Below are 16,650 nucleotides of genomic sequence, written 5' to 3'. Positions count from 1 at the left end.
CTGAACTTGGGAGAAGGGTGGAAACCGGTCCTTGCCCTTCACCTGGCAGGTAGTAGTCTGCCACGACTTCGCGCGGGGGGCGTCATGGCTGTGACTGGCATTGGTGGCGTGTTCTTCCGCTCGGCCGACCCCGACGCACTCACGCAGTGGTACAAGGACCATCTCGGAGTGACCATGGAGGGCTATGAGCCGTGGCGGCAGGCCGCCGGACCTACGGTCTTCATGCCGTTCGCGGAAACGACGGATCACTGGCCAGACAATAAGCAGTGGATGATCAACTTCCGCGTGGATGACTTGGATGAAACCCTATCCAAGTTGCGGCAGGCCGGCATAGCCATCAAAACAGATGCTAGCTGGGACAGTCCCGAGGCGGGCCGCTTCGCGCGCATCTTCGATCCCGAAGGAAACTCGATCGAACTTTGGCAACCGCCGCTCGAGTAAAGCGGTGAGATGCGAAACTTGTACTTTTACTGACCTGCCGACGTCGGCTGCCAGAACTCGATCTTGGTTCCATCTGGATCGAGCACCCAGGCGTACTTGCCAAGCGCGTCCTGGTCGCGCTTGAGGATGGGCACCCCCTTTGCGGTCAGCCGGGCGATGAACAGGTCCATATCGTCAACGGCCAAGTTCAGCATGAAGTCGCGGGTCGAGGGTGTCATTTCATCGCTGTTCTGGGGCAGCGGCGACCAGACCGCCACCGGTGGGTGACCTGGCGCTGCATAGGACAGCTTCGCTCCGCCCCAGGGCTTGATCTCCAGGCCGAGGACATCGCGGTACCAAGCAGACAGAGCCTTCGGGTCTTTGCTTCTGACGATGACGCCCCCGATCCCTGTGACATGACCGGGGGGTTGCGCCGACGCTGGCGCTGTGGAGAAAAATGCCCCGCTGATCAGAGCTAGAGCAAGAACGTGTCGCAGCTTCATTGCGCGCCCCAAGCTCGGCAGCCGCACGGCGGCCACGAAGTTTCCCCAGTGACAGAGCTTACGCGATGGTCGGTGCGCGACAAGAGTGGGTTCGGAGTCCGCAAGGGGTCGAAACCCGTCATCGCGGTTCGCCCAGACGCGGGCACGACCTGGATCATGGGTATACGCCCTAGATCGCCATAACCGGGCGAGGACGCCGACTTGCGCGGCCGGCGCTCCGTCTCCGCTTCAACGTCCAACGGGCTGGTTCAGCCCTTGGTCAGGCCGAGCTGGATCACGTCGGTGCGTTCCGTGCGGAAGCCCGCCTCGCAATAGGCGAGGTAATAGCGCCACAGCCGGTCGAAGCGGACGTCGAACCCTTGCGCATGGATCTCGCCCGCTTGCGCGCGATAGAGCCGCGCCCATTCGGCCAGGGTGTCGGCGTAGTCCTGGCCGAAGCGGCGGATATTGGCCCATTGCAGGCCGGCGCGGTCGGTCTCCTGGCGCAGGCGCGTCTCGCTGGGCAGCATGCCGCCCGGGAAGATGTGCAGCTGGATGAAGTCCGGCCGGCGCCGATAGTCTTCGAACAGGGTGTCCTGGATGGTGATGATCTGTAGTGCGGCGCGACCGGTGGGCGTCAGCAGGTCGCGCACGCGGTCGAAGTAGACCGGCCAGTAGGCCACGCCCACCGCCTCGAACATCTCGATCGAGGCGATCCGGTCGAACTGGCCCTGGATGTCGCGGTAGTCGCACAGCTTCAGCGTGACGCGGTCGGACAAGCCTTCGGCCTGCATCCGGTGGGCGGCGAAGTCGTGCTGGGCGCGCGAGACGGTGACGGCGGTGACGTTGGCGCCGTATTCCACGGCGGCGAAGCGGGCGAAGTCGCCCCAGCCGCAGCCGATCTCGAGCAGGCTCTGGCCCGGCTTCAGGTCCATGGCCTCGGCCAGGGCGGCGTGCTTGTTGCGCTGGGCGGCGGCGAGGCTCTGGCCCGGCTGGGTGAACAGGGCGGAGGAGTAGTTCATCCCCGCATCGAGCCAGAGACGATAGAAGTCGTCGCCCAGGTCGTAGTGGGCGTGGATGTTGCGGCGCGAGCCCGAGCGGCTGTTGCGGTTCAGCGCATGGGCCACCGCGTTCACCAAACGCACCGCCGGATTGCCGCCGAGCAGGCGCGCCATGTGGTCGTAGTTGGCCGAAAACGCGGTCAGCAGCTTGGCGAGGTCGGGGCTGTCCCATTCGCCGGCGATGAAGCTGTCGGCGAAGCCGATGTCGCCGGAGGCGAGCACGCGGCGGACGAAACGGGCGTCGTGGACCTCGATCCGGGCGTCCAGTCCGGGCGACGCCCCTTCAATACGGTGCGCGCGTCCGTTGGGGCCGACCATGGTCAGCGACCCCATGCCCCAGCAGCGGCCCAGCGCCGACACCAGGGTGTTGAAGCTGAAGGACCGTCTGCGGCCGAAGGCGGGGCGGATCGAGGCGTTGGGTATGGCGGACAGGCTGCTCATGGGATTAGGCGCCGATCTGCGGGGCGATGGCGCGGGTGATTCCCACCCCGGCGGCCGAGGCGACGGCGCTGGCGAAGCCGCCCCAGGCGAGATCGGCCAGCGTCACCTTCAGCGACCAGACGCGCATGACCGCGTGGCAGGTCAGGTCGTAGGCGCCGTAGGCGACCAGGCCCAGAACCAGGCCCGAGCCCAACGCCTTGCGCCAGCCATCGTCCAGGCCTGGCTGGACGCAGAAGTAGCCCAGGCCCGCCACGTACAGCAGGTAGAAGGCGATCGCTGGCCCGATCCTGATCTTGTCGGCGAGCAGGGCGTTCAAGTCGGGCCGATACAGGCGCGGCCCCACCAGCGCGAGCCAGCTTCCGTCCAGCAGCAGGAACACCACCCCGGTGGCGACATAGGCGACGACGAGTTTGACCATGGGGGTTTCCGTCCGCCTCCGCCTCAAGACCGCACGGGGCTCAGGCGATAGTGACTGACGCCCCACTCGCCGCCGTCCGCGTGTCCGAACAGGCCGGCGGTGGCCAGGAAGAACAGCCGCCAGCGCCGGCTCCAGAGCTTGGCGTCCGCGCCGTAGACCTGGCGCAGGATCGCGCCGATCTCCTCGGCGTGGCGGTCGTAGTTGGCGAGCCACGCCTCGGCCGTGTGGGCATAGTGCGCGCCGCTCCAGCGCCAGCCGGATTCCAGCGTGAACAGGTCGCCGAACTCGCGGATCAGACCGTGGCTGGGCATCACCCCGCCGGTGAAGAAGTGTTGGGCGATCCAGTCCGCCGGGTCGGTGACGTCGAACCGATAGGGTGTGGTGCGATGGCTGAACACGTGCAGGAACAGCTGGCCGTCTGGCCTCAGCCAGCCGCGGACCCGGCCGAGCAGGGCACGCCAGTTGGCCATGTGCTCGAACATCTCCACCGAGACCATCCGGTCGAACCGCAGGTCGGTGGCGAAGTCGTTCATGTCGGCGGTCACGACCGTCAGGTTGACTAGGCCGCGCGCCCGGGCCTCGCCTTCGATGAACCGCCGCTGGGAGGCGGAGTTGGACACGCTGACGATCCTGGACTTGGGATAGGTCTGCGCCATCCACAGGCTGAGCGAACCCCAGCCGCAGCCGAGCTCCAGCACGTCCTGCCCGTCGCGCAGGTCGGCATGGGCGCAGGTCTCGGCAAGGGCGGCGACCTCGGCCGTTTCCAAGGTCTCGCGGCCGGTCGGGAACAGGCAGGAGGAGTACTTCAGACGCGGTCCCAGCACGCGCTGGAAGAAGGCGGCCGGCAGTTCGTAGTGCTGATCGTTGGCGGCTTGCACATGCTCGGCGATCGGACGTTTCGTCATGGCCTCGGCGAACGCGGCGTCGACGCCGGGTTCGGTGATGGACAGGTTGCGGCGCGCATTGCCCACCAGCGCCCGCACGACCGCACGGCGCAGGACGTCGGGCACGGGCGCGCCCTCGAAAGTGCTGATCGCGGTGGAGATGGCGCTCATTTGACGGCGTCCTTTGGCGGTCGGGGCAGGAAGGTGCTGACCCGGGCTTGGTAACGGCGATAGGCGTCGCCTTTCGAGCGGACCATCGCGGCTTCCAGGGGAGGTACGCCTGTACCGAACCGAAGGATGCCGAACATCACCAAAGGCGCAATCACCGATGTCCAGCTCCAGGGATGGGCGGGGGCGATCGCGATCACCGGGTAGGCGATCCAGCCCAGGGCCTCGAACAGGTAGTTGGGATGGCGCGACCAGCCCCAAAGCCCGGCGTCGCATACCTTTCCCGTGTTGGCGGGGTCGGCCTTGAAGGCCTTCATCTGGCGATCGGCGAGCGTCTCGCCGGCGATGGCGCAGACGAGGATGGCGGCGCCGATCAGGTCGCTGGCCATCAGGCCGGGGTCGGGCCTGCGCGCCGCCAGCAGCACGGAGAGGCTCAACAGGGTGGTCGCGGGCGCCTGCACGATAGCCAGGCCGAACATGCGCCGTTGGAAGACGTCGCCCCATTCGCTTTTCAACGCCGCATAACGTGCATCCTCCGCCCCGCCGGAGACGCGCACGGCGACATAGGTCCCGAGCCGCAGCGCCCAGATCGCGACAAGGGCCGCCACCAAGGCTTGCCGCCAGCTGGGGAGTTCGTTCTGGCCGAACGGCGCCAGGGCGGCCAGCGCGCAGATGCCGCCCGTACCGTAGGTCCAGAACACGTCGGTCCAGCCGCTGTTGCGCGCCAGGCGCTGATAGGCCCAGGCGGTGGCCATGATCACAGTCATCCCCGCGAGCACGCAGAACAGGAGCAGAGTCATGCCGCCGGCGTCGTGGCGACGGTGTCGTCGGCGTGGGAGCGGATGAACCGCGTGGCGTCCTTCAACACGGGGGCGAGGAAACGCAACGGCGCCGCGATGGCGCCCACGACCAGGGCGTGGTTCAGGCCCTGGTAGTATCTCTCCTCCACCGGACCGCCTTCGGCGCGGACCTTGGCGGCGAGGCGGGTGGTGTTGGCGGGCTTCACCACCTTGTCGGCGGTGTCGGTAGCCAGGAACAGCGGCGGATTATGGCCGTCCACATAATTGATCGGCTGGGTCGCGGGTCGTTGATCCACCGGACCGAAGATGGTCCTGAGTTCGTTGCTGCGCAGGGGCAGGAAGTCGTAGGGTCCGGCCAGCCCCACCACGCCGCGCAGGTCGCGCCGAGGCTCCATTCCGACCGCGCCCAGCCACCGCCGGTCGAGCGCCAGCATGGCGGCGTTGTAGGCGCCGGCCGAATGCCCCATCAGGAACAGCTTGTTCGGATCGCCGCCGTATTCGCGCGCATGCAGCTTCACCCACGCCACGGCCTGGGCGTTGTCCTGCAGGAAGGTGGGCCAGCGGACCTCGGGGAAGATGCGGTAGTCCGGGATCACGGTGACGAAACCCTGGGCGGCGAGCGCCGCGCCCACGAAGGTGTAGTCGGCCTTGCGGCCCTCGTCCCAGCCGCCGCCATAGATGAACACCACCACCGGCGCCGATCCCAAGGCGCTGTTCGGCCGATAGATGTCCAGGCCGCCGCGCGGACCCTGGGCGTAGGCGAGGTCGCGGGTGATGGCGACGCCGCCCTTGGGCTCGATGGCGTTCAGGATGGCGACGCTGGAACAGGCGGTGAGCGCACCGGCCATGGCCGTCAAGGCGATCCAGGTCCGGGCGATATGTGACGAAGCGGTCCTCAACGGCTCTCCAACCTTCACGCAGCAAGTCTCTCGCTTCGAAATGCAGTTACGCGCGGAACGTCCATGTGGATGAACTCCGCATCTGGATTTCCGCTGCTTTCGTATATCGCTTTAAGGCGGGACTGAGCCGCCGTGACTTGGAGACGACAATGGCGGCTGCGAATGCTCCAGGACCTGCGCCGCTGAAGGTCGCCGTGATCGGATCGGGGATTTCGGGCCTATCCTGCGCCTGGCTGCTCGACCAGCGCCACGAGGTCACGATCTACGAGGCGGCTCAGCGTTTGGGCGGTCACGCCAACACCGTCGATGTCGTCGGCGCCGAGGGACCCACCCCGGTCGACACCGGCTTCATCGTCTACAACGAGGCCAACTATCCCAACCTGACCGCGATGTTCCGCCACCTCAGGGTCGAGACCAGGGCGGCCGAGATGTCGTTCGGCGTATCGCTGGACGACGGGGCGCTGGAATACGGCAGCAAGCACCCGCTGGCGATGCTGGCCCAGCCCGCGAACCTGCTGCGGCCGCGGTTCTGGTCGATGATGAAGGACCTGGTGCGCTTCTACCGCACCGCGCCGTCTATCCTGGCGGCGCCGGACACAGCCCTCATCACCCTGGGCGAGCTGCTGGACCAGGGCGGCTACGGCCGGGCCTTCCAGGACGACCACCTGCTGCCCCAGATCGGCGCCATCTGGTCCACCTCGGCGGTGGCCGCGCGGGATTATCCCGCCCAGGCCCTGATCCGCTTCTTCGAGAACCACGGCCTGCTCAAGCTCACCAGCCGTCCGCAATGGCGCACGGTGGCGGGCGGCTCGCGCGTCTATGTCCGCAAGCTCGCCAGCGGCTTCACCGGCCGCATCCGCACTGAGGCGCCGGTCAGCCAGATCCGCCGGACGGTTTCGGGCGTGCTGGTGCGCGACGCGAACGGGATCGAGGAACGATACGACCGGGTGGTGATCGCCACCCATGCCGACCAGGCCCTGCGCATGCTCGGCGATCCCAGCTCGGACGAGCGCACGGTGCTCGGCGCTTTCCGCTACAGCCAGAACCTGGCGGCGCTGCACGCCGATCCCTCGCTGATGCCGCGCCGGCGCGTGGCCTGGTCGGCCTGGAACCATCTCGGCCGGCGCGATGACGCCGACAGTTTCTGCGTCACCTACTGGATGAACGAGCTCCAGGGTCTGCCCAGGCAGCGCGACCTGTTCGTCACCCTCAACCCCTGCCGCCCGCCCAGACCCGAGACCGTGCTCGGCCGCTTCGACTACGACCATCCCCTGTTCGACACCGCGGCGCTGGATGCGCAGAAGCGGCTCTGGTCGCTGCAGGGCCACGGCGGCGTCTGGTTCTGCGGCGCCCACTTCGGGGCTGGGTTCCACGAGGACGGCCTGCAGTCCGGGCTGGCGGTGGCCGAGCAACTGGGCGGCGTGCGCCGGCCGTGGCGGGTCGCCGACGAGTCCGGGCGCATCCATCTGGAGCCTGTTCTGGCCCAGATGCAGGAACTGACGGCGTGAACGCGCCGGCCTCGGCCCTCTATGTCGGCCAGGTCGGACATGCGCGGCTGCGGCCTCGGCGGCACGCGCTGCGCTATCGCATGTTCATGCTGCTGCTGGACCTGGACGAGGCGCCGGCTCTGGCGAGGCGGCTGCGCTGGTTCTCGCTGAACCGCTTCAACCTGCTGAGTTTCCACCCCCGCGACTACGGCGATGGGTCGCCGACGCCGCTTCGCACCCAGGTCGAGGGCCATCTGGATGCGGCGGGGCTGTCGATCGGCGGCGGCCCGATCCGGCTGCTCTGCCTGCCGCGCATGCTGGGCTATGTGTTCAACCCGCTCAGCATCTACTTCTGCTATCGGCACAACGGCGAACTTCACGCCATCCTCTACGAAGTCAGCTCCACCTTCGGCGAGCGGCACAGCTATCTGATCCCGGCTGTCGCGGGCGCCTCGGGGACGATCCGCCAGAGCGCCGAGAAACGGCTGCACGTCTCGCCCTTCCTGGACATGGCGTTGCGCTACGATTTCCGCATCCAGCCGCCGGGCGACAAGCTCAGCGTGGTGATCGACGCGGTCGACGCCGAGGGCCTGATCCTGACCGCCAACTTCTTCGGCCGCCGTCGTGAACTCTCGGATCGCGAGCTGGTGAAGGCCTGGCTGGCCCATCCCCTGCTCACCCTGAAGGTGATCGCGGTCATCCATTGGGAAGGCGTGAAAATCCTGCTGAAGGGTATCGGCCTGCGGGCTGGGCCGCCCGCGCCCGAGGCGCCCGTCAGCCTGGGCGTGGCCGAGCCGGTTCAGGCCGAGCGGCGATATTCCAGGTAGGAGCCGTCCGGCGCCTTGCCGCGTAGCGCGGTCCACACGCCCTGGGCGTCGTACCAGTCCACCAGCTCCGCATCGCCGTCGAGCGCGTAGCGCGTGGCCGCGACCGCCCGGCCATCGGCCAGCTCGACGTGTCCATCGCTGCGCGAGACCCGCTCGTGGATCAGGGCGCCGGTCTGGGGGTTGAACAGGGGCGCTTCGAGCACGGCTGCGTTCCAGTGCGTCAGGGGGTGCGTGTCGGCCGAGGCGGTCACGGTGCGGCCCGCGCCAGTAGAGATGCTCACTCCGCTCGCGGTGCGGATCGCTGTGACCTGGTCGTGCTTGCCGTTGGCCACGGTGCTGGTCTCCAGGCGGGCGAAACGGCCGCCACGCCAGGTCTCCGTCGCCTGGTGGTGATAGTGGAACACCGGGATCGGCCCGAGCTTGACCAGCATGAGCGCCTCGACGGCGACGACGAGGTCCTGATCGCCGCCCCGGAACTCCACCGTGTGCCTGCCGATGTTCTGGCGGTTGCGCCAGATGTCGAAGCTCAGCCGGCGCCCCGTCATGCCGGTGGCCCCCGTCCCGTTGGATTGGGCGAGCGCCCAGGCGGGTGTCAGCACGCAAAGGCCCGCGCCCAACAGCCCGCGTCGCGTCGTCCTGAGAAGCTCACCCATTCGTCATTCCCGCTCGGCTGCCGACACCGCCAGCTACGGGCGCAGGGGTGAAGCGGATGTTACGAGCTCAGGTATCGGCCGTGTCAGGTCGATGTATCGGCCTCGAACAGGGCCCGCAGCTCGTCCGCCGCCTGGGTCGCCGTCTGCATCAATTGCTTCTCGTCGTCGTAGAAGGCGTGCTGGTTGATCAGCATCTGTTCGTCCCGTTCGCGGAACGTGGCCACCGTCCGGCGCGCCTCGGCCTCGCTGAAGTCGAGGCTGCGGAGCACCAGTTCCGTTAGCCGTAGGCTGGAGAAGAAGGTCTCGCGCACCAGGGCGTTGACGCCCAGGTCCATCAGCAGGTGGGCGTGGCGCCGGTTGCGGGCGCGGGCCAGCACCTTGGCCTGAGGGAAGTGCTCGCGGGCCAGTTCGGCGATCTTGAGCACCTGGGCGGGATCGGGCAGGGCCAGCACGATCACCTTGGCGGTGTCGGCCCCCACCGCACGCAGCAGGTCGAGCCGCGTGGCGTCGCCATAGTAGGCGATGTGGCCGAAGCGGCGCACCAGATCGATGTTTTCGGCCTCCGCGTCCAGGGCGTTGAAGGCGATCCCGCGCGCCACCAGCACCCGCCCCACGATCTGCCCGAAGCGGCCGAAGCCGCAGATCACCACCGGCGCCGGCGCGACGTTGCGCACGTCCGTCGTTTGCTTGGGCGTCTTCTTCAGCAGGCCGGGGATCAGGAAGCGCTCCGACAGGGCGAACAGCACCGGGCTGATCAGCATCGACAGCGCCACCACCAGGGTGGTCCGATCCGCCGTCGGATGGCCGAGCGCGCCCACCCCCACCGCCGCGCCGAACAGCACGAAGCCGAACTCACTGCCCTGGGGCAGGGCGAGGGCGAAGCGCACCGCCGTCGGCATGATCTGACCCCGGATGCGGCCGAGCCCGAAGGCGATGACGATCTTCACCGTCAGCAGCACCACCACGCCGATCAGGATGTTGACCGGCTCGCGGATCGCCAGGCCGATATTGGCCGACATCCCTACCGACATGAAGAAAAAGCCGAGCAGCAGGCCCTCGAACGGCTCCACGTCGGCCTGCAGTTCATGGCGATATTCGCTCTCCGCCAAGATCACCCCGGCGGCGAAGGCGCCCAGCGACAGCGGCAGGCCCGCCGCGCCCGCGATCGCCGCCGCGCCGGTGACCACCAGCAGGGCGGTGGCGGTGAACAGCTCCCGCGTCTTGGCCCCGCCGATGGCGGCGAACACCGGGCGTAGCACGAAGCGTCCGCCGACCAGGATCACCGCCACGCCGCCCGCGGCCTTCAGCACGGCCAGCCAGATCGGCCCATGGCTGTGCTGGCCGGCGAGCAGGGGCGTCAGCGCCACCAGCGGCACCGAGGCGATGTCTTGGAACAGCAGCACAGCGAAGGCGTCGCGCCCCGACATCAGCGACAGCAGCTGGCGCTCGCCCAGCATCGGCAGGACGATGGCGGTGGACGACAGTGCGAGGCCCGCGCCCAGGATCAACGCTGCGTTCCAAGGCGCGCCGGCCGCGTGCGCGATCAGCGTCAACACGGCGCCGGTTACAGCCATCTGCGCCCCGCCCAGGCCGAACACGGCGCGGCGCATGGCCCAGATGCGCGGCAGGCGCAGTTCGAGGCCGATGATGAACAGCAGCATCAGCACGCCGAGCTCGCTGATCTCGGAAATGCTGTCGACGTCGGTGACGACCCTCAGTCCCGACGGCCCGATCAGCACGCCCGCCAGCAGGTAGCCTAGGATGCTGCCGACCCCTAGCCGCCTGGACAGGGACACGAGCAGCACCGCTGCGGCCAACAGGGCGACGAGGGTGACGAGCATGAAGGCCAAGCTCGCATGGATGGCCGCGTGGGCCAACTCGGCGGGGGCGAACTGGGCGTCCGCCGCCGCGCCTCAGATCTTGGACAGGGCCGCCGTCGTCTCGGCGCCTAGCACGACGACAAGTTCCGCTGCGGGCAGGGACCGTGCGAGCGGCGCGCCCTGGCCGGCCCACTGTGCGCCGTACTCGCCGTCGCCCTTGGCTTTCGCAGCGGCGTTCAGCGCCTTTCCGGCGTCATAGGCGATCGGATAGGCGGGAGTGGGCGTATCGCGCAGGGTTTCGCCCAGGGCTGTGATCCGATTCGCCAGACAACGCGCCGGCCGGCCGGAGATCGCCGAGGTCATGGTCGTATGCCGAGCGCCAGGACCGAACAGGGCCGCGCGATAGGCGGCGTCCGCGCCGGATTCCGGGCAGCCGACGAAGGCGGTGCCAAGCTGGGCCGCGCTCGCGCCGAGCGCCAAGACGGCGGCGATCCCCGCGCCATCCATGATCCCGCCGGCGGCGATGACCGGCACGTCCAAAGCCTTCACCAGCAGACGGGTGAGCGCGAAGGTTCCGAGCCGGTCGTCGGGGGCGGCGGGATCGAACACGCCTCTGTGCCCTCCGGCTTCGAAGCCCTGGGCGACGATCGCGTCCACGCCCGCGCGGACGGCGGATTGGGCCTCGTCCAGGCTGGTGGCGGACGCGAGGAGAAGGGCGCCGGCCCCACGCAGGGCGGCGATGCGTTCGGGCGACGGCAGGCCGAAGTGGAAACTGACCACGCGCGGCCGGGTCTCGACCAGCATGGCGAGCATGGCGTCGTCGGTGACGAAGCTCCGATAGATCTCGTGCAGCGCGGGCGGAGGCTTGACGCCGAACGCGGCGAAGGCGGGCGCCAGCCGGGCGAGCCAGGCGGCTTCACGGTCTGGATCGGGCGTCGCCGGGGCGTGGCAGAACAGATTGACGTTGAAGGCCCGATCGGTCGCCACCCGAACCGCCTCGATCATGGTCCTTCCACCTTCGGCGTTGGTCGCGCCCAGCGCGATGGAGCCCAGCGCGCCGGCCTCGCACACGGCGGCCGCCAAGGCCGGGGTGGACGTACCGGCCATCGGCGCCTGCACGATCGGCGACTCGATGGCCAGACGCTGTAGAAAGGCGTTCATCGACAGCGTTCCTGTTGGGCGGCCTGGGCGCGTATCACGTTCTTCGATCCGTTCGACGCGTGGTTAACGCTTGTCATCGTCCGGCTGTAGGCTTGGTCCTAGTGTGATCTTCTACTTGAACAAGGCTTGGAGGAAACGGAAATGTCCAATCTGATATTCGTGAACCTGCCCGTCGTGGACCTCGGCCGCGCGACCGCCTTTTACGAGGCCCTGGGCGCGTCGAAGAACCCACAATTCAGTGATGACACCGCGTCGTGCATCGTCTTTTCCGATATCATCCACGTCATGCTGCTGACCCATGACAAGTACCGCGAGTTCACCCCCAAGACGATCGTCGACGCCAGGACCAGCAGCGAGGTGCTGATCTGCATCTCGGTCGAGACCCGCGAGGAGGTCGACGCCCTGGTCGCCAAGGCGGACGCGGCGGGCGGCAAGCTCGATCCGTGTCCCAAGCAGCAGTATGACTTCATGTACGGCCGCAGCTTCGAGGACATGGACGGCCACATCTGGGAAGTGATGTGGATGGACGTCACGACCATGACGGCCATGTCCGACAACGGCTGAAGGCGCTGGGCCGTTCGGAGACCGGTGTCGGCGTCGGTGGGCTGAAATGCGGCGGCCTGGGAACGCCAGCGCTGACATAACGTTCAGTCGCCAGCAAGACGTCGAACGGCCTTCCGCTGGATCGGCGCGTGTCTGCGCGACGGGGGCGGATGGCGACGGACGACAAGGCCAAAGGCGACGACGCCGACGCGGGCCCCAAGGACCCGCGAAGCTACGACGCCAACGCTTCGGGCGAGGGCTCGGACAAGGGTGGCGACGATAAGGGCGGCGAGCATAAGGACGATAAGGAGAAGCCGAAAAAAGGGCTGCTTCAGCGTCCGGTGACCTTGGTCGTCCTGATCGTGGTCGGGATCGCGCTGATCGTCCTGATCTTCCTCTATTGGCTGCACGCCCGCAATTTCCAGTCGACCGACGACGCCTTCATCGACACCCATATCGTCCGCGTCGCGCCGCGTATCTCCGGTCGCGTGAGCAAGGTGCTGGTGGACGACAACCAGATCGTCCGCGTCGGCCAGAAGTTGATCGAGATCGATCCGCGCGACCAGGAGGCCAGCCTCGACCAGGCGCGCGCCAGCGACGCCCAGGCTGACGCCCAGATCGCCCAGGCCCAGGCCCAGCTCGCCCAGGCCGACGCCCAGGTGAAGACCGCCCAGGCCACCTATGCGCAGAACCTGGCCATGGTGACCGGCGATCAGGCCCAGGCCACCAATGCGGCGCGCGACTACACCCGTTACCTGACGCTGAAAGGCGTGAACGCCTCGGCCGTATCGCAGCAGCAGCTCGACCAGTCCGAGGCCCAGGCCCACAGCACCGCCGCCCAGCGCGACGCCGCCGCGCGTCAGGCTCAGGGCGCACAGAGCCAGATCCGGGCCGCCCTGGCCCAGGGCAAGACGGCTATGGCCCAGATCGCCGCCGGGCAGGCGCAGAAGAAGAACGCCGAGGCGACCATCCGCTCGGCCCAGTTGAACCTCAGCTACACCGGCGTCGAGGCCTCGGTGAACGGCACGGTGGCCCAGAGCTCGGTGCAGGTTGGCAACTACCTGAACGCGGGCGCGCAGATCATGGCCATCGTGCCCCTGCGAATCTGGGTCACCGCCAACTTCAAGGAGACCCAGCTCGACCTGATGCGGGCCGGACAGTCGGTGGCGATCAAGGTGGATGCCTGTCCGCGCGCCCGGATCACCGGCCATGTGGACTCCATCCAACGCGGTTCCGGCCAGGCCTTCGGCCTGCTTCCGCCCGAGAACGCCACCGGCAACTTCGTCAAGGTGGTGCAGCGGGTGCCGGTCAAGATTCTGATCGACAGCTTCCCGCGCGACTGCCCTCTTGGACCCGGCCTGTCGGTCGATCCCAAGGTCCGGGTCCGCTAGGCGTGGCCGAGGCCGGCGCAGCGGCGTCAGGCGGCTGGACCCCCGCCCGTTCGGTCGCCGGGGGGCGCAATCCCTGGGCGATCCTGTCGGTGATCTCGATCGCCACCTTCATGACGACGCTGGACAGCTCCATCGCCAACGTCGCGCTCGACCATATCGCTGGCTCCACGGGGTCGAGCTACGACGAGGCCACCTGGGTGCTGACCACCTTCCTGGTCGCCCAGGCGGCGATCACGCCGATCAGCGGCTGGCTGGCCGACGTGGTGGGGCGCAAGCGCTACTACATGTTCTCGGTCTTCCTGTTCACCTTCGCCTCGTTCCTGTGCGGCATCTCCCAGGACCTGACCGTGCTGATCATGGCGCGCATCCTCCAGGGGATCGGCGGCGGCGGGCTGGCGCCGGTGGAGCAGTCGATGCTGGTCGACACCTTCCCGCCGGCCAAGCGCTCGCTGGCCTTCGCCGCCTACGGGGTGGTGGTGGTGGCGGGGCCGACCATCGGGCCGACACTAGGCGGCTGGCTGACCGACAATTTCGACTGGCACTGGGTGTTTCTGATCAACATCCCGGTGGGCGTCCTGTCGCTGATCCTGGTCCATCTTTTCGTGGACGAGCCCAAGGCTTTGGTCGAACAGCGCAAGAAGCTGACCAAGGCGGGATTGAAGTTCGATTTCGGCGGGTTTGGGCTGGCCGCCCTGTTCCTGGGCGCGCTGGAGATCACGCTGGACCGGGGCCAGCGGCTGGACTGGTTCTCCAGCCCGGTGATCCAGATCACATCGGTGGTCTGCGTGCTGTCGCTCTGCGCCTTCATCCCGTGGGAGCTGACCCGCAAGGACCCGGTGGTGAAGATCAGGCTGTTCTTCCAGCGCAATTTCGCGGTGGCTTCGCTGCTGCTGATGGTGGTGGGCTTGCTGATCTTCGGCACTACCCAGTTCATCCCCCAGCTACTGCAGCAGGTGCTGGGCTACACCGCCACCGACGCCGGGCTGGCGCTGACGGCGGGCGGGGCGGCGATCATGATCATGATGCCGGTGGCCGGCATCCTCGGCAACAAGGTCGACCCGCGCCTGCTGATCGCCTTCTCGCTGATCGTCCAGTCCTTCGCCCTGTGGAACATGAGCCACCTGGACACCCAGATATCCTTCGCGGCGGCGGCCAAGGCGCGGATGATCCAGGCGGTCGGCCTGCCGTTCATGTTCGTGCCGATCACCGCGGTCGCCTATGTCGGGCTGAAGCCGGAGGAGAGCAACCAGGCCTCGGCTTTGATGAACGTGATGCGAAACCTCGGCGGCTCGATCGGGATTTCGATGGTGCAGACCCTGACCGCCCAGCGCCAGCAGTTCCACCAGGCCCGTTACGTCGAGACCCTGAACCCGCTGAACCCCAGCTACGTCAACGGCTTGAACCAGATATCTCAGACCTTGCAGGCCAACGGCCAACCCTCGGCGTTCGCTCCGCAGCAGGCGCTCAGCCAAATCTATGGCAAGCTCACCCAGCAGGCGGCCATGCTGTCCTATATCGACGCCTTCCACGTGCTGATGCTGATCACCCTGGGATGCCTACCGCTGCTGCTGTTGATGCAAGGGCCGGGCAAGACCAAGCCGCCGGCGGGAGCAGGGCATTGATGAACCGCAGGGGAAGCAAGGGCGGATCGGCTGGCGTTCGGCTGGCGATGATCGGCGCAGTGGCGTCGCTGGCGGCCCTGTGCGCGGCCTGCGCGGTCGGCCCCGACTACCACCGGCCGGACCTGCCGACGCCGGCCGCCTATCAGGACACGGGCGATCGGACGAGCAGCCCGCTCAGCCAGGCCCTATCCACGCCAGCGCCCGAGGCGCAGACCGTCGCCTGGTGGACCCAGTTCGGCGATCCGGTGCTCGACGACCTGATCGCGCGCGCCCTGAAGGACAACCTCGACCTCCAGACCGACTACGCCCGTATCCGCGAGGCGCGCGAGCAGGAGGCGACGACCGCGGCGGCCAGCCTGCCGCACGTGGGCTCGAGCTTCAGCGTCGCCCGGATCAACGACAACGCCAGCACGTCGCCGCTGGGCGCTCTCCTCGGAGGCGGGGCCGCCGGCGGTGGAGCGGCGGCCGGAAGCGGCCCACCTTCGCACATCAACAGTTTCGCCGCCGCCTTCGACGCCACCTGGGAGCTGGACCTGTTCGGCGGGACCCGCAGGGGCGTGGAGGCGGCGCGCGCCAGCACGGAGGCCGCCGTCTGGGCCAAGCGCGACGGGGAGGTCTCGCTCACCGCTGAGGTCGCCACCGACTACTTGACCCTACGCGCGCTGCAGGCCCGCATCGCCATCGCCGAGCAGGAGGTGGCGCGCCAGAAAGACACCTTCCTGATCATCCACCAGCAGGCCCAGACGGGTTTCGTCACTCGGCTGAACGTCAACCAGCAGGACGCCCAGCTCCAGGGCGTCATCGCCTCCATCCCCGATCTGGAGGCCCAGGCGCGCGGGCGTATCCACGCCATCGGCGTGCTGCTCGGCGAAAATCCGGAAGCGCTTGAGCCGCAACTGTCCGTCCCCAGCGACAAGGCGTTGCCTGGCGTGCCGGCGGAGCTTCCGGTCGGCCTGCCGTCGGAGCTGCTGCGTCGGCGGCCCGATGTCCGCGAGGCCGAGCGGCGGCTGGCCGCCTCCACCGCCCAGGTGGGCGTGCAGGTCGCCAACCTCTATCCCAAGTTCAACATCCTGGCGCTCGCGCCCTTCGCCAGCAACACCTTCCAGGGCGTGTTCAACGCCAATAGCGCCACCTCCATCGGCGTCGGTGCGATCCAGTGGCCGATCTTCCAGGGGGGGCGGGTCCGCGCCGGCATCCGCAGCGCCCGGGCGGAACAGGACGAGGCCTACTTCGCCTACAAGAAGGCGGTGCTGGGCGCGCTGCAGAACGTGGAGGACGCGCTTTCGCGTTACCAGGCGGACCAACGTCGTATCGTGGCGCAGAAGGCCTCGGTGGCGGCGGCGGAGAATTCGCTGCTGATCGCGCGCCAACAATATGGTGTTGGCCTGGTCACCTTCCTGAACGTTCTCAATGCCCAGCAGACGCTTCTTAATGCGCGTGATCAGTTGACCCAGGCCCAGGGGCAGATCGCCACCGACCTGACCTCGCTCTACAAGGCGCTCGGAGGCGGCTGGAGCGCGAACGAGGGCAAGCTTCTGACGCCTGCGGGCCTTTCGGTTCCGTAGACCGGTCG

General features: G+C 68.0%; 16 protein-coding genes. 7 read left to right on the top strand and 9 right to left on the bottom strand.

Features of this window, described 5'->3' with window-relative positions; genetic code table 11:
- The first annotated feature begins 84 nt into the window (after nt 1-84).
- Nucleotides 85-441 carry a VOC family protein gene (locus GSQ87_RS11230; RefSeq protein WP_158915525.1) on the top strand — a complete coding sequence of 119 codons (357 nt, stop codon included), beginning with the start codon at nt 85-87 and terminating at the stop codon, nt 439-441.
- Between the two features lie 26 nt (nt 442-467).
- On the opposite strand, the gene GSQ87_RS11225 is transcribed toward GSQ87_RS11230, so the two are convergent.
- The 6 genes from GSQ87_RS11225 to GSQ87_RS11200 form a co-directional block, all read right to left on the bottom strand.
- On the bottom strand, nt 468-959 hold the full coding sequence (locus GSQ87_RS11225) for a VOC family protein (RefSeq protein WP_216839229.1): 492 nt from the start codon (nt 957-959) through the stop codon (nt 468-470).
- 212 nt (nt 960-1,171) lie between these two features.
- Nucleotides 1,172-2,404 carry a cyclopropane-fatty-acyl-phospholipid synthase family protein gene (locus tag GSQ87_RS11220; RefSeq protein ID WP_158915523.1) on the bottom strand — a complete coding sequence of 411 codons (1,233 nt, stop codon included), beginning with the start codon at nt 2,402-2,404 and terminating at the stop codon, nt 1,172-1,174.
- A gap of 4 nt (nt 2,405-2,408) precedes the next feature.
- Entirely contained in the window at nt 2,409-2,822 is a 414-nt protein-coding gene (locus GSQ87_RS11215; RefSeq protein ID WP_158915522.1) for a DUF2177 family protein, read from the bottom strand.
- A gap of 23 nt (nt 2,823-2,845) precedes the next feature.
- Nucleotides 2,846-3,877 (bottom strand): cyclopropane-fatty-acyl-phospholipid synthase family protein, encoded by a 1,032-nt coding sequence (locus GSQ87_RS11210; RefSeq protein ID WP_158915521.1) that lies wholly within the window; start codon nt 3,875-3,877, stop codon nt 2,846-2,848.
- Nucleotides 3,874-4,674 carry a DUF1295 domain-containing protein gene (locus GSQ87_RS11205; protein WP_158915520.1) on the bottom strand — a complete coding sequence of 267 codons (801 nt, stop codon included), beginning with the start codon at nt 4,672-4,674 and terminating at the stop codon, nt 3,874-3,876. The genes GSQ87_RS11210 and GSQ87_RS11205 overlap by 4 nt, the downstream gene beginning before the upstream one ends.
- On the bottom strand, nt 4,671-5,573 hold the full coding sequence (locus GSQ87_RS11200) for an alpha/beta hydrolase (RefSeq protein WP_254062887.1): 903 nt from the start codon (nt 5,571-5,573) through the stop codon (nt 4,671-4,673). Before GSQ87_RS11200 ends, GSQ87_RS11205 begins: the two co-directional genes overlap by 4 nt.
- A 149-nt stretch (nt 5,574-5,722) precedes the next feature.
- Between GSQ87_RS11200 and GSQ87_RS11195 the strand changes: the two genes are divergently transcribed.
- Nucleotides 5,723-7,081: an NAD(P)/FAD-dependent oxidoreductase gene (locus GSQ87_RS11195; protein WP_158915519.1), complete on the top strand. Its 1,359-nt coding sequence runs from the start codon at nt 5,723-5,725 to the stop codon at nt 7,079-7,081.
- Nucleotides 7,078-7,887, top strand: a complete 810-nt coding sequence (locus GSQ87_RS11190) for a DUF1365 domain-containing protein (RefSeq protein WP_158915518.1) — start codon at nt 7,078-7,080, stop codon at nt 7,885-7,887. Before GSQ87_RS11195 ends, GSQ87_RS11190 begins: the two co-directional genes overlap by 4 nt.
- Here GSQ87_RS11190 and GSQ87_RS11185 read toward each other — a convergent pair.
- From GSQ87_RS11185 to GSQ87_RS11175, 3 genes are all read right to left on the bottom strand, one after another.
- Nucleotides 7,860-8,540: a DUF6134 family protein gene (locus GSQ87_RS11185; protein ID WP_158915517.1), complete on the bottom strand. Its 681-nt coding sequence runs from the start codon at nt 8,538-8,540 to the stop codon at nt 7,860-7,862. The genes GSQ87_RS11190 and GSQ87_RS11185 overlap by 28 nt on opposite strands.
- Nucleotides 8,541-8,623: 83 nt before the next feature.
- Nucleotides 8,624-10,381, bottom strand: coding sequence for a monovalent cation:proton antiporter-2 (CPA2) family protein (locus GSQ87_RS11180; protein ID WP_158915516.1), 1,758 nt, complete (start codon nt 10,379-10,381; stop codon nt 8,624-8,626).
- A gap of 72 nt (nt 10,382-10,453) precedes the next feature.
- A complete protein-coding gene (locus tag GSQ87_RS11175; RefSeq protein ID WP_158915515.1) occupies nt 10,454-11,521 on the bottom strand; it encodes a nitronate monooxygenase family protein in 1,068 nt (355 codons plus the stop codon).
- 141 nt (nt 11,522-11,662) lie between these two features.
- Here GSQ87_RS11175 and GSQ87_RS11170 point away from each other — a divergent pair, with 141 nt between their 5' ends.
- The 4 genes from GSQ87_RS11170 (at nt 11,663) to GSQ87_RS11155 (ending at nt 16,642) form a co-directional block, all read left to right on the top strand.
- Nucleotides 11,663-12,085: a VOC family protein gene (locus GSQ87_RS11170; protein ID WP_158915514.1), complete on the top strand. Its 423-nt coding sequence runs from the start codon at nt 11,663-11,665 to the stop codon at nt 12,083-12,085.
- Between the two features lie 128 nt (nt 12,086-12,213).
- Nucleotides 12,214-13,455, top strand: a complete 1,242-nt coding sequence (locus GSQ87_RS11165) for an HlyD family secretion protein (RefSeq protein WP_158915513.1) — start codon at nt 12,214-12,216, stop codon at nt 13,453-13,455.
- A 2-nt stretch (nt 13,456-13,457) separates the two neighbouring features.
- Nucleotides 13,458-15,077: a DHA2 family efflux MFS transporter permease subunit gene (locus tag GSQ87_RS11160; RefSeq protein WP_158915512.1), complete on the top strand. Its 1,620-nt coding sequence runs from the start codon at nt 13,458-13,460 to the stop codon at nt 15,075-15,077.
- Entirely contained in the window at nt 15,077-16,642 is a 1,566-nt protein-coding gene (locus GSQ87_RS11155) for an efflux transporter outer membrane subunit (RefSeq protein WP_158915511.1), read from the top strand. The genes GSQ87_RS11160 and GSQ87_RS11155 overlap by 1 nt, the downstream gene beginning before the upstream one ends.
- The last annotated feature ends 8 nt before the right edge of the window (nt 16,643-16,650 follow it).

The organism is Caulobacter sp. S45 (genome assembly GCF_009765965.1).
Taxonomy (GTDB): Bacteria; Pseudomonadota; Alphaproteobacteria; order Caulobacterales; family Caulobacteraceae; genus CAHJWH01.
Note: the sequence above shows the minus strand (reverse complement) of the source record. Positions and strands in the feature narration are given on the sequence as shown.

Bases quoted from the DNA above. Each gene is read 5' to 3' on its own strand.
- GSQ87_RS11185 (WP_158915517.1), bottom strand. From the start codon at position 8,540: ATGGGTGAGCTTCTCAGGACGACGCGACGCGGGCTGTTGGGCGCGGGC.
- GSQ87_RS11205 (WP_158915520.1), bottom strand. From the start codon at position 4,674: ATGACTCTGCTCCTGTTCTGCGTGCTCGCGGGGATGACTGTGATCATG.
- GSQ87_RS11215 (WP_158915522.1), bottom strand. From the start codon at position 2,822: ATGGTCAAACTCGTCGTCGCCTATGTCGCCACCGGGGTGGTGTTCCTG.
- GSQ87_RS11195 (WP_158915519.1), top strand. From the start codon at position 5,723: ATGGCGGCTGCGAATGCTCCAGGACCTGCGCCGCTGAAGGTCGCCGTG.
- GSQ87_RS11155 (WP_158915511.1), top strand. From the start codon at position 15,077: ATGAACCGCAGGGGAAGCAAGGGCGGATCGGCTGGCGTTCGGCTGGCG.
- GSQ87_RS11175 (WP_158915515.1), bottom strand. From the start codon at position 11,521: ATGAACGCCTTTCTACAGCGTCTGGCCATCGAGTCGCCGATCGTGCAG.
- GSQ87_RS11220 (WP_158915523.1), bottom strand. From the start codon at position 2,404: ATGAGCAGCCTGTCCGCCATACCCAACGCCTCGATCCGCCCCGCCTTC.
- GSQ87_RS11170 (WP_158915514.1), top strand. From the start codon at position 11,663: ATGTCCAATCTGATATTCGTGAACCTGCCCGTCGTGGACCTCGGCCGC.
- GSQ87_RS11180 (WP_158915516.1), bottom strand. From the start codon at position 10,381: ATGCTCGTCACCCTCGTCGCCCTGTTGGCCGCAGCGGTGCTGCTCGTG.
- GSQ87_RS11230 (WP_158915525.1), top strand. From the start codon at position 85: ATGGCTGTGACTGGCATTGGTGGCGTGTTCTTCCGCTCGGCCGACCCC.
- GSQ87_RS11210 (WP_158915521.1), bottom strand. From the start codon at position 3,877: ATGAGCGCCATCTCCACCGCGATCAGCACTTTCGAGGGCGCGCCCGTG.